Origin of the sequence: Rhizobium chutanense (assembly GCF_002531935.1) — a bacterium.
Lineage (GTDB): Bacteria > Pseudomonadota > Alphaproteobacteria > Rhizobiales > Rhizobiaceae > Rhizobium > Rhizobium chutanense.
Genome location: NZ_NWSV01000005.1, coordinates 399194 through 414117, shown reverse-complemented (window position 1 = coordinate 414117; position 14924 = coordinate 399194). Strand labels below are relative to the sequence as shown.

Here is a 14924-nt window from a genome sequence, read left to right as displayed (position 1 = left end):
GTGACGGATCCCCCAATCTTTTCAAGGAAAACAGATGTCCTACGACGTCATCATCATCGGCTCCGGTCCCGGCGGCTATGTCGCCGCCATCCGCGCCAGCCAGCTCGGCCTCAAGACCGCGATCGTCGAGCGCGAGCATATGGGCGGCATCTGCCTCAACTGGGGCTGCATCCCCACAAAGGCGCTGCTGCGCTCGGCCGAGGTGCTCGACCATGCCAATCACTTCAAGGATTTCGGCCTGGTTCTCGAAGGCACGGTCAAGCCGGATGCCAAGGCCGTCGTCGGCCGCTCGCGCGCCGTCTCCGCCCGCCTGAATGCCGGCGTCGGCTTCCTGATGAAGAAGAACAAGATCGACATCATCTGGGGCGAGGCGAAGATCACCAAGCCAGGTGAGATCGTCGTCGGCAAGTCGTCGAAGCCGGTGGTCGAGCCGCAGCACCCGCTGCCGAAGAACGTCAAGGGCGAGGGCACCTATAACGCCAAGCACATCATCATCGCGACCGGCGCCCGTCCGCGCGCGCTGCCCGGCATCGAGCCGGATGGCAAGCTGATCTGGACCTATTTCGAAGCGCTGAAGCCGGACGCGCTGCCGAAGTCGCTGATCGTCATGGGCTCCGGCGCGATCGGCATCGAATTCGCAAGCTTCTACCGCTCGATGGGCGTCGATGTGACGGTCGTCGAAGTCATGCCGACCATCATGCCGGTCGAGGATGCCGAAATCACCGCTATCGCCCGCAAGCAGCTGGAAAAGCGCGGCCTCAAGATCTTCACCAGCGCCAAGGTGACCAAGGTCGAGAAGGGGGCGGGCAGCATCACCGCCCATGTCGAGACGTCAGACGGCAAGGTGCAGCAGATCACCGCCGACCGGATGATTTCGGCCGTCGGCGTCCAGGGCAACATCGAAAACCTCGGCCTCGAGGCGCTCGGCATCAAGACCGACCGCGGCTGCGTCGTCACCGACGGTTACGGCAAGACCAATGTCGCCGGCATCTATGCGATCGGCGACGTTGCCGGCCCGCCGATGCTGGCCCACAAGGCCGAGCACGAAGGTGTCGTCTGCGTCGAAAAGATCGCCGGCCTGCCGCACGTTCATCCCACCGACAAGGGCAAGGTTCCGGGCTGCACCTATTGCAATCCGCAGGTCGCCTCCGTCGGCCTCACGGAAGCCAAGGCCAAGGAGCAGGGCCGCGACATTCGCGTCGGCCGCTTCTCCTTTGCGGCGAACGGCAAGGCGATCGCGCTCGGCGAAGACCAGGGCATGGTGAAGGTGATCTTCGACAAGAAGACCGGCGAACTGCTCGGCGCTCACATGGTCGGCGCCGAAGTCACCGAGCTCATCCAGGGCTTCGTCGTCGCGATGAACCTCGAAACGACCGAGGAAGAGCTGATGCACACGATCTTCCCGCACCCGACCGTGTCCGAAACGATGAAGGAAGCAGTGCTCGATGCCTATGGCCGCGTGCTGAACGCGTAAGTCGCCGGATGAGATTAGCTTCATCGTGTGGGGAAACATAGAGGCGGCGTTATGGAATGCCGCGAGAGGGAAAATTCGGATGGCAAGGATAACCCTGAGACAATTGCTGGATCATGCGGCGGAGGTAGGCTACGGCGTTCCCGCCTTTAATATCAATAATATGGAACAGGCGCTCGCCATCATGGAGGCCGCGGATGCGGCTGATGCTCCTGTCATCATCCAGGCATCACGCGGCGCGCGCGCTTATGCCCATGACATCATGCTCAAGCACATGATAGACGCGGTCGTCGAAATCTATCCGCACATCCCCATCTGCGTGCATCTCGACCACGGCAACGATCCGGCGAGCTGCATGACGGCGATCCAGGCGGGCTTCACCTCGGTCATGATGGATGGTTCGCTCAAAGCGGATGCGAAGACGCCGGCCGACTGGGACTACAATGTCGGCGTCACCAAGCGAGTGACTGAGATGGCACATCTCGGCGGCATTTCGGTCGAAGGTGAGCTCGGTGTGCTTGGCTCTCTCGAGACCGGTATGGGCGAGGCGGAGGATGGGCACGGCGCGGAAGGCAAGCTGTCGCACGACCAGTTGCTGACAAATCCGGACGAGGCAGTGAAATTCGTGCGCGAAACACGGGTCGATGCACTGGCGATCGCCATGGGAACCTCGCACGGTGCCTATAAGTTCACGCGCAAGCCCGATGGCTCGGTGCTGGCAATGAATGTCATCGAAGAGATCCACCGGAAGCTGCCGAACACGCATCTCGTGATGCACGGGTCGTCGTCGGTTCCGTTCGAGCTGCAGGAAATCATCAACAAGTATGGCGGCCAGATGAAGCCCACCTGGGGTGTGCCGGTCGAAGAGATCCAGCGCGGCATCAGGAATGGCGTGCGCAAGGTCAACATCGACACCGATGGCCGGATGGCGATGACCGGGCAGATCCGCCGGGTCCTGCAGGAACATCCGGGCGAATTCGATCCGCGCAAATATCTGAAGCCGGCAATGACCGCGCTCACCACGCTTTGCAAGGAACGCTTCGAACAGTTCGGTACCGCCGGCATGGCGGCGCGCATTACGCCCTTTCCCGTTTCGGTGATGGCAAAGCGCTATGCATCCGGGTCGCTCGATCCGGTTTTCTCTTAGCTCCGAACACGGCACGGCCGCCCGAACACTTGTTTCTACAAGCCACGAAGAGTTGGATCTTCGCGGTTTTTCCGGGGCGAAAACGCAATTTCGTGAACATTTTCGCAGGCTGGAAGTAATTTGTAAAACCGAAAGGTAAACTTAAGTTGTTCGTGCCAGAGTGTCTCGGCTTGGAGAGAAAATGCTTTGGGAGGCGAAATGGACAGGATTCTCGCGCGGTTCAGAATTCAGACCAAGGTCCTGATACTGGTTTTTCCGCTGTTGATCACAATCGCCGCGGTCGGCGCCACGGGACTTTATGCGACAAGAGTGCTGGAAGCGCGGCTGAACGTCTCGAATGACGTAGTCCGGCTGCTCTCAGGGTTCAAAGGTGTTTATGCCGGCATTACGGCGTTTCTTCGCGAGCCCGATGATGCGACATTCACGCGAGCCTCCAACATAACGACGGCGCAGATCAGCGAAATCGACCGTGCGATCGAAGGAATTCCGGACGCCCAGGATGTTGCGGAATTACGGAAGGCGCAGGAAGCTACGCGAACAATCCTCTCTTACGTAAACGAGATATGGAGGATTCGACAGGACCGGTCGCGGCTGACAGATAACATTTCCAGACAACTCGACGCGCTGAATTCCCTGCAGCTGGAGCTCGGCAAACACGCATTCAAGATCGTCGCACAAGCTAATCAGCTGGATAATAAACGAAAATCGAGGCTTTCCGACACGCTGACCCTCCAATCGGTTCTGAACGACTGCGAAAATCTCGCAATACAACTACGGTTGATGGAGGGCTGGTCTTTTCGTCCGGAAGGAACAGCTGTGCGAGCATCCTTCGAAGATTTTGCACACAAACTGTCAAAATCCGATCGTCTTCTGAATTCATTCGGTGTCCCAGGCGGATCCAGTATAGCCGATCGGATGTCGGCGTTTCTAAAGATAAGCGAGGCTCAGGAAACGAGGAGCCAGCCCGAGGAGTCGGCCATCGCAAACGACCTGGCTGGTTTATCGAAAACATTGAGGGCGGAGAGCGCGGCAGCCGTCAATCAGGCCGCCGCCGATCTGATTGGTCGGAACGGGGGTTCACTCGACGCCGACAAGGTGACGAAAAAGCTCCGGTCTATCGTGAGCAACAGCAGCGACGTAAAAATCACCTTTGCCAGCATTCTGGGCGAACCGACTGAGGATAATGTGAAGGCAGTAGAGCGAGCTCTGTTTGTTTATACGGGTGAGGTAAGCTTGCTGACGGAGTTAGTCCCGATCGATCCCTACTTCGGCGAGATCCCCAATACGGTGAAGGCGATCGCCGATGATTTGCGTGAGAGTGCCGCCGGACTGGAAGCAAATCGAGCTGGTTCCGAGAAGCAGTACCGATCCGCAACTGACAAGATCAACGAGATCTGGGAACTAATGGACGCGTTTGCGGACAGTCAACGGCAAATGGCATCGACTGAACGGTCGCTGGCGAATTCCGTCTCGCTAACATCGATGGCTTTTGGATTTTTCATCGCAATGGCATCAGGTACGGCACTCGTCATCACGCTCAAGCGGCCTATCGGCTCAATTACCGACATTATGCGCCGCTTGGCCGGCGGTTCGTTGGACGTCGTGATTGAAGGAGACCGACGAAAAGATGAAATTGGTGAAATGGCGCGTGCACTTGCAGTGTTCAAAGAGAACGCAGCTCAGAAGATTGCCATACAGGCGCATACGGAAGATCTTCATCGAATGGCAGAGTCGGAGCGGGAGACAAACGAACGCGAACGAGCTCTAACCCAGAAAAATATCGAGCTAGCGGTGACTTCACTTGCTAGCGGTCTTAAAAATCTGGCGAGCAAAGACCTGCGGAAAACTATCGATGTCTCGTTTGCTGGGGATCTGGATACGCTCAGACGAGACTTCAACAGCACTATCAGCGGCCTGAGCTCGACCATGCTGGACGTCAGGGCGACGTCAGCCGAGATTCACATCAATGGCCGGCTACTTGCAGAAGCCTCCGAAGAACTTTCTCGCAGAAATGAACAGCAAGCAGGCTCGATCGAACAAACTGCGGCGGCGATCGAAGAGATCACCATAACTGTCGGGGAAGCGTCAAAGCGTGCAGCAAGTGCCGCTGACATCGTACAGCGGGTCAAGCTGGAAGCAGATGGTTCACTGGTTATCGTAGGGAATGCCATCGGCGCAATGTCACGTATCAAGGAGGCATCCGATCGCATAACGAGCATCGTCACCGTCATCGATGGCATCGCATTCCAGACAAATCTTCTGGCGTTAAATGCCGGAGTTGAAGCTGCCCGAGCTGGAGACGCAGGAAAGGGGTTTGCTGTCGTCGCGCATGAAGTCAGAGAACTTGCTCAACGTGCCGCTTTGGCGGCAAAAGAAATCGGAGCGCTTATTCACCATTCGACCAGCGAGGTGGACGCCGGAGTGGATTTTGTCGAGCAAACTGGCCGCGCCCTGGACGATATCGTGCTGAAGATTGGTGACGTTTCGCGTGATGTCGGCCAATTGGCACTTTCGAGCCAAAGCCAGGCAAGGAGCCTCAGCGAAGTCAACGACGCCGTCAGCACGATGGAAAGAGTGACGCAACTCAACGCTGCAATGGCCGAGGAGGCTGGCGCAGCCACTCGCCGGCTTGCGGAGCAAGTCGACGACCTCGTCCAGCTCGTCGATTCCTTTGCACTGAATGCAACGCCAACCGTTCACACCGAAAAGGCTGCCTAGGCCGGGATTGACCGAACTCGCTGCGCTTACCCACAACCTAACAGCATCAGATAAGGATAGTTGACCTGTTGAAACTCGATGAAAATAAGAAATTCTCAGCCTTTCTTTTTGATATGGACGGGACGCTTCTGACTTCCATAGCCGCTGCCGAGCGAGTTTGGGGTGCGTGGGCGCATCGCCAAGGCCTCGATCCAGTTGCGTTCTTGCCAACAATGCATGGGCAAAGAGCGATCGACACTATTCGTCGGCTGGAACTCCCCGGTTTGGACCCGGAGATTGAAGCGGCAAACATCACCAAAGCCGAGATCGAGGATGTTGAAGGGGTCGTCGCGATCGCGGGAGCCGCAGAGTTCTTAGCTGCGCTTCCTGATGATCGTTGGGCGATTGTCACATCTGCTTCAAAACAGCTCGCGCAAAGGCGACTTGAAGCCGCCGGGCTAGCCATACCTCGCGTTATCGTGACCGGGGAAGATGTCGCAATCGGAAAACCAGACCCCCAATGTTTTCTTCTCGGGGCGAAGCGGCTAGGATTTCGGGCTGCGAATTGTCTTGTTTTTGAGGATGTTGAAGCTGGCGTCAAAGCGGGACGCGCGGCAGGCGCGGACGTGATGGTCGTTACGGCCGCCGGTCATGGGCTCGATTTGCCGGACATCCAAACAATGGATAATTACACCAACATCGTTCCCGTTGTCTCGGCGGAAGGCCTACTGTCGATCAAGCCTATGTGCCAGCCACAGTTTGGCACGTCCGCGAGACCCGTTCCATAAATCAACGGTTATGTCGACGTGGGATGGGAATCGGCAGTCGATGGCTCGAATCCTTTAAGGAAACGATGCACGGAGGCCGCGCCTGTCAGATCCGTGCGATTCCAATAGCGGCGCGCGATATCATGATTGTCCGCTGCGAACAGAGCGACGTGGCGGGTGCGCAGTTACCGACATCAGCAGGCTTCCTCCACCCCACTGAAACGCTCGCCACCAAGGCTCTCGACCAAAAGACCGGCAGGCTGATCGCTTGTAAGCGTCCGGTGACACCGTCTTTGAGATTTCCCGCGAACACCTGAAGTTACGCCACTAATTCCGTCATTAGAGACGTCATCAAGGATGAACTATGGGCCGCATGGAGATTTTGACAGGCGTCGAACGTCGCCGCGACTGGTCTGACGACGAGAAGCTTTCGATATTGCAAGAAGCGGCAGACCCGGATGCCAGGATCGCCGACGTAGCGCGTCGGCACGATATCAAACCGCAGCAGATTTATACCTGGCGTCGGAAGTTCGCGGCGGAGCAGGCTGAGCCGATGGTTTCTTTTCTACCGGTCGCACTGATGGCCACTGGAGCGAGCGACGAAGCTGAGCATCCAACTCCGACGGACAAACCTGCAGGAAAGCGGTCGGCACGTCCCATGCGGATCGAGATTGGTTGCAAGGGTGGCCGCGTCTTGAAGGTCGAGGCCAACATTGCGCCTGACGTCCTGAAGGCGCTGATCCGCTCGGTTGAAGACGCATGATCGCGCCCGGCGCAAATGTGCGCGTCTATCTCGCCTGCGGTGTGACGGACATGCGCAAGGGGATCGATGGCCTGATGGCGCTGGTGCAGTCGTCACTTCGCCAGAAGCCCGCGTCGGGTTCAGTGTTTGCGTTTCGAGGGCGTCGTGGTGATCGCATCAAGCTGCTGTTCTGGGATGGCCAGGGGTTCTGCCTCTACTACAAGGTCCTGGAGAAGGGCCGCTTTCCTTGGCCTTCCGCGACCGATGGCACGGCCCGGCTGACGGCGGCGCAGTTGTCGATGCTGTGGGAGGGTATTGACTGGCGGCGACCCGCCTGGACCTCTGCGCCGACACGGGTTGCGTAAAGCAGATGCCAATCTTTACAGATAGATAAGTGGCAATCTGAGGGCAAATCGGCTATAAAGTTTGGCATGGAAGCGAGCCCTTCGATCCTGCCTGACGACGTCGATGCGTTGCGTGCCATCATCGCCGCGCAGGCCGATCAACTGGCTGAACAGGCTCGAAAGCTTCAATCCCGCGACACGCTGATCGACAAGTTGAAGGCGCAGCTTGCGGTTCTCAAACGGGCACGGTTCGGCTCGTCGTCCGAGAAGATGGACCGCGCCATCGAACAGCTCGAACTGGCGTTGGAAGATATCGAGGCGGCCGAGGCGGAAGCCATCATCTCGGCATCACCATCAATTGCCGGTGCGGCCAAAGCCAAACCGAGCCGCCAGCCATTCCCCGATCATCTGCCACGCCATGACGTGACGCACCAGGCGACTTGCTCATGCCCGGTCTGTGGCGGCTCAGACTTCATCCGCGCTGGCGAGAGTGTCAGCGAGGTTCTCGATTATGTCCCGGCCTCGTTCCGTGTCGTGCGCCATATCCAGCCCCGCTTCACCTGCAAGGGCTGCGACACGCTGGTCCGGGCCGAGATGCCGTCGCTGCCCATCGAACGCGGCAAGCCGGGGCCAGGTCTCGTCGCCCATGTGCTGATCGCCAAATATTGCGATCATCTGCCTCTCTATCGCCAATCCGAGATTTACGCGCGGGAAGGCGTCGATCTTTCCCGCTCGACCATGGCCGACTGGATCGGCAAGGCCAGCACATTGCTGGAGCCGCTGCTGGTGAAGCTTCGGGACCATGTGTTCGCTGGCCATCGACTTCATGGTGACGACACGCCTGTTCCGGTTCTGGAGCCTGGCAAGGGCAAGACCAGGACCGGGCGGTTGTGGACTTATGTTCGCGACGGCCGTCCCTACGGTGACACGATCCCACCTGCAGTCTGCTACTTCTTCAGTCCGGATCGTAGAGGACTGCATCCCAGGCAGCATCTGGCCACCTTCTCCGGCGTGCTGCATGCCGACGGCTATGCAGGCTTCCGAGACCTCTACGAACCACGCAAGCCAGGCGGCCCACCGACCATCCTGGAAGCCGCCTGCTGGGCGCATGCAAGACGCAAGTTCTTCGATCTGACGACGTCGGGTAAAGCGCCGATTGCAGAGGAGGCCCTGCGGCGGATCGGCGAACTCTACGACATCGAAAAGGCCATTCGTAGTGAGCCGCCAGATGTGCGGAAAGCTGTGCGGCAACATAGCAGCACTCCCAAGGCCGAAGCCTTGCGGCTATGGCTGGATGGCAATCTCAAACGCCTGCCGCAAAAATCCGGGACAGCGGAAGCGATCCGATACGCACTTTCCCGCTGGAAATCGCTTTGCCGCTTCCTTGAAGACGGCACCATCGAGATCGATAACAATGCGGCGGAACGGGCGATCCGGCCAATTGCGCTCGGCCGCAAGAACTGGCTGTTTGCGGGATCAGACAAAGGCGGCGAACACGCCGCTGCAATCCTGTCGTTGATCGAGACCGCAAAGCTCAACGGCCTCGATCCGGAAACCTACCTGCGGGAGGTCCTCACCCGCATCGCCGATCATCCCATCAACCGGATCGACGAACTCCTGCCGTGGAACCTGCAAGTTCCGTCAGAAATGGCCTGACCGGACGCTTACGATCGCTTCGCCGTCCGCCTTCGTGGCAGCGCCTAACCGTCGGTTTAAGGTGCTGCGCTTGGTTTAACAAAGCGGCCCGAAGGGCTTCCCAGTTCCGGGTAGAGCCGAGGTTGCTTCCCATCCAGATCCCTTATGCCGAACTCCATTCCGAGTTGAGCGGAGATAAATGCTTCACCTGATCGTTCCATCAGATCTGGGTCACGCCAGAGGCGCTCGATGACCAGTCCAGTAAATTCCGGTGTTTCAAAGTTCGGAAGATCTGCAGCCAACTTAGCGGGGAGATTTTCCTTCGGAATCGCCCTGAGCATGTCAGACAGGATTAGCCCCGGCCAAATCGATACGGACGACACCCCGTGTCGCCGCAAGTCAATTGCCATGTCGAAATTCATTTTGTCAGTGCCAGCCTTTGCCGCGCCATAGGCTGGCCCGTAGTGGTATGACACGGCGCCGTAAAACGAGATATGCGCCATCAGACTTTTGCCAGTCTCGATCATAAGAGGGGCTGCGAAATAGGAAGCCACGTAGTTGGACCGCAGGCCGACCGTGATCATGTCAGCAAGGCCAAGCGGTTTCTCCCAAAATCCACCGGGAGCAGGCAGTGCCCTAAGGTCCACGGCTGCAGCATTATTTACGAGAACATCCAGTCTGCCAGCCTCCTTTCCTACACGCTCCAACAAGGCCTTGACCTGTGAGTCGTCTGCATGGTCACATTGGACAGCAACGCCTTTGCCGCCCTTGGAATTGATTTCTTCGGCCGCATGACCAAGCTCCTCCAGGTTCCGGCCGGTGATATAAACTATCAAGCCCTTACCTCCGAGTGCTCTTGCGATGCCGCGTCCCAAACCACGACTGGCACCGGTAACTACTGCTACATTGCTTGACATAATTTTGTTGCCCTTCGACGACGTTGCCGTCCTCTTGTCAGTGCCTTGCCGGGTTACGTTAATGAACGGTTGTTCGTTTGAATGCGGTTCATTCTAGCGCTGCCATTTGCCTCTATCGGGGACCAAATCACTTTCGAGGGTTTCCCAGTTTGGTGTGGGAAGCCGCCTCAGTGAACAACCCTTTCGAGACGATGAAGACACCGGTATCGAATGACAAACCACCTCGTGTGAGGCGACCCTGTCGGAAGCTGTCGCTCGCTAATTTTTGTTGGGCCTCAGGAATTTGCAGCGAGTCTAATATGCGGTCTCGCATTGTCCAAGGTGAAGTGGGCTGCTAGCGAATTTAGGATATCGGCCTGCGCAGCAAGATCATGAGCCACAGCCGCAGCTTCCTCCACCTTTGCTACATTGTCCTGGGTCGCCCTGTCGATATTGCTCACCGCATCCTTGATGCTGGTGACAGCAATCGATTGCTCTCGTGTCGAGGTGGCGATGGCGTCGACATGCGAATTGATTTCCCGAAAACTCAAAACGATCTTCTCCAAGGTTCCTTTCGTTTCCTGAACCAAGTCCACGCCTTTTTGCACATGACCACTCGACCGCAATACCAACCCCTTGACCTCCTTGGCCGCGCTCGCAGATTTTTGCGCCAGTTCACGCACCTCCTGAGCGACCACAGCAAAACCCTTGCCCGCATCGCCGGCCCTGGCCGCCTCCACGCCGGCGTTCAGCGCAAGCAGATTGGTCTGGAACGCGATGGAATCAATGACTCCTAGAATATTGTTGATCCCCGTGGAGGAACTCTCGATATCGCGCATCGCAGCGATCGCACTCTCCGCGATCCGGCTGGACTGGCCGGCATTCGCCGACAAATCACGAACAAGTTCTCCCGCTTGAGCAGCACGGCGTTCGGCCATCGCAGCCGTAGTTGCAACCTCCTCAAGTGCTGCAGCTGTTTCTTCGACATACGCGGCATGCTTTTGGATCGACAACGACATCTGATCGGAGCCGTTTCGGATCTCCTCGGACGCTGCCCAAACAGTTTGTGAGTTGGTACTCAGCCGTTCTACTATTGATGCAAGCTCTTTGACGGTCGTATTGAAGTCCCTACGGAGAGGATCGAATTCCGGCGGCATCCGATCGCCGATCGCGCACGATAGGTCGCCCGTCGCCAAACGGTGCAAGGCTTTCGCGATGCGGGTAAAAGCCGCTTGACGATCCGCAATCTGCTGCTGTTCTGTTTCGCGCGCAGCCTTCTCGGCCTGGCGTAGTTTTGCAACTTCCCGCATATCTTGCCAAAAGGAGACCACACAATTGCGACCTTCGATGGTCGCAAAAAAAAGCGTGACGACAACGGGCAGGGGAGTACCGTCAGCTCGTTGGTGGAGCCATTCGAAACGGGTCCATCCGTTCTTGAGTGCAAGTTCGGTGTTTTCCGCGACAGCTGCTACCGGATCCCTGCCGTCCGGCTGTTCTTTTGGAGAGAAATCCGCGGGGCCGAGGCCAATTATTTTTTCTCTCGGCATAGCCAGAATTGTTTCTGCGGCTTTGTTGCAGTGAACAAATTTATGGCCCTCTACAACGAAGTAGGCATCCGGGGAATTTTCAAAGATGATATCTGAAACCTGCTGTTCAAACGAAAGATTTCTCTTGAAGATATTCATGTTTCACAATTCTTTTCATTTGGCTCGGCATCGGCATCCCGAAGAATACATTCCGTATTTCGGAGTCGCGCGACGCGTTGCTTTTGGCGGGCAACGGAAACCAAGAACTCATCAAGTTACCTCGAAACTGGATGAGGACCACATGTTTCCTGTTGAAAATCCTGATTCAATGAGTCGCTGCAAATCATTTGGGCGACCTGGTTACCTCTCCGGCACTCGTGCTCGTCACGAGCCGTTCACATGGACGACAATTCGCTGGGGACGGTTAATGAGGCGTTTCATCAAAAGGTCAAACTACACATTGTTTCGCAAATCGGATTCCAGCTTCGCCATCTCTCGGGGAGGGTTCGATACAAGGGCTCCAAGCGGACGATGACGAACGATCGTGGCGGTGGCGGACGATATGATCAGTGGGTAAGCAGCACCGGGTGGGGCACAATCGCTTCTGTTCCAGAGACCCGCAGGGTCGATATCCGATTGGTCAGGGGGCGAAGATCAACAGCACTGCTGGTCTTCAAGGCTGGTGGTGCTTGGCGGCGCCGACTGGTCCGAAGTGATACCGGTTCCTTTCAGACACTGTTGAAATTGCCCATGCAAACCATGTATCGCTGCTCCGAACCCAGGCAGTGTCGAAGCCTGAAGCTGGCGGGCCGCTCGTTCTGACCGGCAAAGCAGGGACGAAGATGATCCGAACAAACCCAACCGACTGCATTGTTGCTGAAGGACGCGATCCCGCAGAACTGTCGGCTGCTCTGTCGACTGATGATGTCAGGATAACAGCACAATCGAACGATAGGGACCGTTTTTCCTTTCGGTTCGAGTATGTCAAAGCCGACGGAATTGTGATCGGGTTCTGCCGCTATGACGGTACATGCCAAATCAAACGCGAAGGCTTGAGCAACCGGTTTCAAATCTTCCTGCCACGTTACGGAGGTACCCGCTTCATAGCCAATGGCCTCGAGATCCCGACATCATCGACCCAAGGTGCCATCCTCGACGGCAAGATCAATCAAGGCGCTGACTTCGCCGGCCCGCGGGGACACCTTTTTTTGACCATTGAAGAGGTTTTTTTGAGAAGCCGGTTAAGCAATTTGCTCTCTATCCCGGTTTCCGGAAGTCTTGATTTTCGCCCGCAGATTGACCTGGTGGACGGCCCCGGTCGGGAGGTAAGGCGTATCGCCGCCGCATTGCGAGCTGGCCTTTGCGACGGCGGGCCACTCAGAAGCGCGCCGGTGGCTCGAAAAAACCTCACTGAAGCGCTCGTCAGTCTGATCCTCGAAGCGTTGCCGCACCGTTTTTCACCATGGCTGGGACGTAATACACCGGCTTTGCCGCGACACGTGAAAAGAGCGATCGAGTTCATGAGGGCGAATATAGGGGAGCCTTTGACGCTACAAAAAATTGCCGCTGAAAGCGGTGTCAGTGGACGGGGTCTTCAAATTGGATTTCAGCAATTTAAAATGACAACCCCCATGGCCTATCTCCGGTATTTGAGGCTCGAAGCGATGCATCAAGATCTCAAGACTGGTCAACCCGAAATGGAAGTGCAGGAAACAGCCTTGAAGTGGGGTTTCACACACTTTGGGCGAATGGCGGCTGATTATTGCGCTCGATATGGAGAACTACCCTCAGAAACCTATAAGCGCGCGCTTGCGGAGTGAACCACTGAACCGCTTTTATCCTTGTGCGGAAGCTTCAACACTGCGGCAACGTGCGTGCCGTAACTTTTGGCTTGCTGCACTATGGGGAAGAAAACTGCTCAACGAGCCACCGACCTGCTGGTCCGAGCGCACGGTCCTTCTGATGGGCAATGACAAGGGGAAAGCTCGGCATCTTGTCGGATCCCTCCCAACTGTCGGGTTCCAGTTCGACCAGACGACCTGCAGCAATATCTTTCGCGACGACAGGCGTGAAGCTGGCGACGGACAACAGATGGAACAGTGCGTCGCGGCCATTCTGGGGCGTTCCTCGGCAGATCTCCGGCCACCATTAAGTTCCATAATAGGCGTTCTGCCTCGAAGGTCGGTTTTTCAAACCCTTAGCTCATTTGAATCAGGCGTCGCCGGTTCAGATCCTTTCAACTGCTGCAGAACCTCGCCTCTGTGATTCAGGCCGACTGCACGAGGTTCAGCTAGCGCCGCTGCGGCTCCCGGCGACGGTAGAGGATTTGAAGATCTCCGTCGTCGGTGCACTCGATCAGCGGCGAGACGGCGAAGATCTGTTTGGTCAGCTTCGATATGAGTATCGCAGCCGATCTATAGCGACATCGGCACACACCCCAAGCACAGATTGCAGAGAAGACTTGTGCGAAGATCCTGAAGCCGGAAGCACTGGAAGAATGGCAGGAGGGCAACCATGGCGTCTGGCGCGATTCCGCTCCGATAGCCGGCGAATTCGACATGATCGCGGTCACACGAGCGCTGAGCATCAAGCCTATTCATATCTCTGCAATTCTACTTCCACCAACAGACCTTCCAGCCACTCTCTGAAGGCATTTAGAGGCGGGTAAGTCGCACGCGACCGTGGCCAAACGAGCCAGTATGCGCCCGAACCCGCTACTGACCTTTTCAAGATGGGAACGAGGCGGCCCTCTTTTATCTCTACGTCAGCGAGATAGTCCGGAAGCAACGCAACTCCCAAACCTGAAATCGCCGCCTGGGTCATGGTGCCAAACTGGTCGAACAGCATCCCTGTCAGCTGCGGAACGTCGGCCTCCTGAGCCCCGAACCACGTCTTCCAAGCGTTCGGACGGGTCTCCAACTGAAGGAGGTGATAACCAGCGACATCTTTGACGCTCTCGATCGGACGCTTTGCCGCTAGGGCCGGCGAAATGCAAGCAGTGAGTCTTTCATCAAAAAGCTTCAGGTGAGCGGCATCGCGCCAGTCGTTGGTACCGAAATGGATCGCAGCGTCGAAGCTCTCGGAATCGAAATTGAATCTCCTAAGACGGGTCGCAAGATTGACCGTGATTCCGGGATGATCCGTCAGAAATTCCCCGAGCCGAGGCGCAAGCCAGCGAGTTCCAAACGCTGGCAGTATCGCGAGAGAAAGGGTGCCTCCGCCTGGATTGGTCGTGAACTCCATGCTGGCCCGTTGGATCAAGTCCAGTGCCCGCGCAATATCCGTGCCATAGGCAATTGCTGCTTCGGTCGGAATAAGCTTTTGCCGGTAGCGCTCGAATAATGGTCGCCCCAGTTGCAGTTCCAGATTTTGAAGGAGCCGGCTCACTGTGCTTTGGGTAAGGTCCAGATCCCGGGCTGCGGCCGACGTCGAACCGGTTCGCAGCACTGCCTCGAAGGCGGAAAGCAAGCTGACGGACGGAACGAAACGTCGTGACCGCATGAGAACCTATGCTTTTTATACATCATCGTAGGGAAAAATGCCGTTATTCAGCGGACGAGGCAAGCATTATCTGAATAGGTATTGCTACCGTGCGTTCCGCACTTGATGGAGATCTCCTTGGCCAACGCTCATCCCTCCAATCAATCTCATACCCAGAAAGCTGATCCCTTTATTTGGAACGACCCCTTCCTGCTGGAC

At 57.0% G+C, this 14924-nt stretch carries 11 protein-coding genes; 8 read left to right on the top strand and 3 right to left on the bottom strand.

Annotation, left to right across the window (positions count from 1 at the left end):
* Window positions 1-34 precede the first annotated feature (34 nt).
* From lpdA to tnpC, 7 genes are all read left to right on the top strand, one after another.
* Entirely contained in the window at window positions 35-1474 is a 1440-nt protein-coding gene (gene lpdA / locus CO666_RS11475; protein ID WP_097612173.1) for a dihydrolipoyl dehydrogenase, read from the top strand.
* Between the two features lie 79 nt (window positions 1475-1553).
* Complete coding sequence (fba, locus tag CO666_RS11470; protein ID WP_097612172.1) at window positions 1554-2618, top strand: class II fructose-bisphosphate aldolase; 1065 nt, start codon at window positions 1554-1556, stop codon at window positions 2616-2618.
* 198 nt (window positions 2619-2816) lie between these two features.
* Window positions 2817-5336 (top strand): methyl-accepting chemotaxis protein, encoded by a 2520-nt coding sequence (locus tag CO666_RS11465; RefSeq protein ID WP_097612171.1) that lies wholly within the window; start codon window positions 2817-2819, stop codon window positions 5334-5336.
* A 113-nt stretch (window positions 5337-5449) separates the two neighbouring features.
* Complete coding sequence (locus CO666_RS11460; RefSeq protein ID WP_097612170.1) at window positions 5450-6103, top strand: HAD-IA family hydrolase; 654 nt, start codon at window positions 5450-5452, stop codon at window positions 6101-6103.
* Between the two features lie 343 nt (window positions 6104-6446).
* On the top strand, window positions 6447-6845 hold the full coding sequence (tnpA, locus tag CO666_RS11450) for an IS66-like element accessory protein TnpA (protein WP_097612168.1): 399 nt from the start codon (window positions 6447-6449) through the stop codon (window positions 6843-6845).
* Window positions 6842-7189, top strand: coding sequence for an IS66 family insertion sequence element accessory protein TnpB (tnpB, locus tag CO666_RS11445; protein WP_081177312.1), 348 nt, complete (start codon window positions 6842-6844; stop codon window positions 7187-7189). The genes tnpA and tnpB overlap by 4 nt, the downstream gene beginning before the upstream one ends.
* 66 nt (window positions 7190-7255) lie before the next feature.
* The gene (gene tnpC / locus CO666_RS11440; RefSeq protein WP_097612167.1) at window positions 7256-8824 is read left to right on the top strand and encodes an IS66 family transposase; all 1569 of its coding nucleotides are present in this window, start codon (window positions 7256-7258) and stop codon (window positions 8822-8824) included.
* Window positions 8825-8880: 56 nt separating this feature from the next.
* Here tnpC and CO666_RS11435 read toward each other — a convergent pair whose 3' ends face one another.
* Window positions 8881-9720, bottom strand: coding sequence for an SDR family NAD(P)-dependent oxidoreductase (locus tag CO666_RS11435; protein WP_097612166.1), 840 nt, complete (start codon window positions 9718-9720; stop codon window positions 8881-8883).
* Between the two features lie 275 nt (window positions 9721-9995).
* Window positions 9996-11384 carry a methyl-accepting chemotaxis protein gene (locus tag CO666_RS11430; protein ID WP_097612165.1) on the bottom strand — a complete coding sequence of 463 codons (1389 nt, stop codon included), beginning with the start codon at window positions 11382-11384 and terminating at the stop codon, window positions 9996-9998.
* Between the two features lie 626 nt (window positions 11385-12010).
* On the opposite strand from CO666_RS11430, the gene CO666_RS11425 reads away from it, so the two are divergent.
* On the top strand, window positions 12011-13045 hold the full coding sequence (locus CO666_RS11425) for an AraC family transcriptional regulator (RefSeq protein ID WP_143540284.1): 1035 nt from the start codon (window positions 12011-12013) through the stop codon (window positions 13043-13045).
* 772 nt (window positions 13046-13817) lie between these two features.
* On the opposite strand, the gene CO666_RS11415 is transcribed toward CO666_RS11425, so the two are convergent.
* Window positions 13818-14726: a LysR family transcriptional regulator gene (locus CO666_RS11415; protein WP_097612162.1), complete on the bottom strand. Its 909-nt coding sequence runs from the start codon at window positions 14724-14726 to the stop codon at window positions 13818-13820.
* Between the last annotated feature and the right edge of the window lie 198 nt (window positions 14727-14924).

Excerpts from the sequence above, each read along its gene's own strand:
- tnpA (WP_097612168.1), top strand. The coding sequence starts at position 6,447 with ATGGGCCGCATGGAGATTTTGACAGGCGTCGAACGTCGCCGCGACTGG.
- fba (WP_097612172.1), top strand. The coding sequence starts at position 1,554 with ATGGCAAGGATAACCCTGAGACAATTGCTGGATCATGCGGCGGAGGTA.
- tnpB (WP_081177312.1), top strand. The coding sequence starts at position 6,842 with ATGATCGCGCCCGGCGCAAATGTGCGCGTCTATCTCGCCTGCGGTGTG.
- CO666_RS11415 (WP_097612162.1), bottom strand. The coding sequence starts at position 14,726 with ATGCGGTCACGACGTTTCGTTCCGTCCGTCAGCTTGCTTTCCGCCTTC.
- CO666_RS11430 (WP_097612165.1), bottom strand. The coding sequence starts at position 11,384 with ATGAATATCTTCAAGAGAAATCTTTCGTTTGAACAGCAGGTTTCAGAT.
- CO666_RS11435 (WP_097612166.1), bottom strand. The coding sequence starts at position 9,720 with ATGTCAAGCAATGTAGCAGTAGTTACCGGTGCCAGTCGTGGTTTGGGA.
- tnpC (WP_097612167.1), top strand. The coding sequence starts at position 7,256 with ATGGAAGCGAGCCCTTCGATCCTGCCTGACGACGTCGATGCGTTGCGT.
- CO666_RS11460 (WP_097612170.1), top strand. The coding sequence starts at position 5,450 with ATGGACGGGACGCTTCTGACTTCCATAGCCGCTGCCGAGCGAGTTTGG.
- lpdA (WP_097612173.1), top strand. The coding sequence starts at position 35 with ATGTCCTACGACGTCATCATCATCGGCTCCGGTCCCGGCGGCTATGTC.
- CO666_RS11465 (WP_097612171.1), top strand. The coding sequence starts at position 2,817 with ATGGACAGGATTCTCGCGCGGTTCAGAATTCAGACCAAGGTCCTGATA.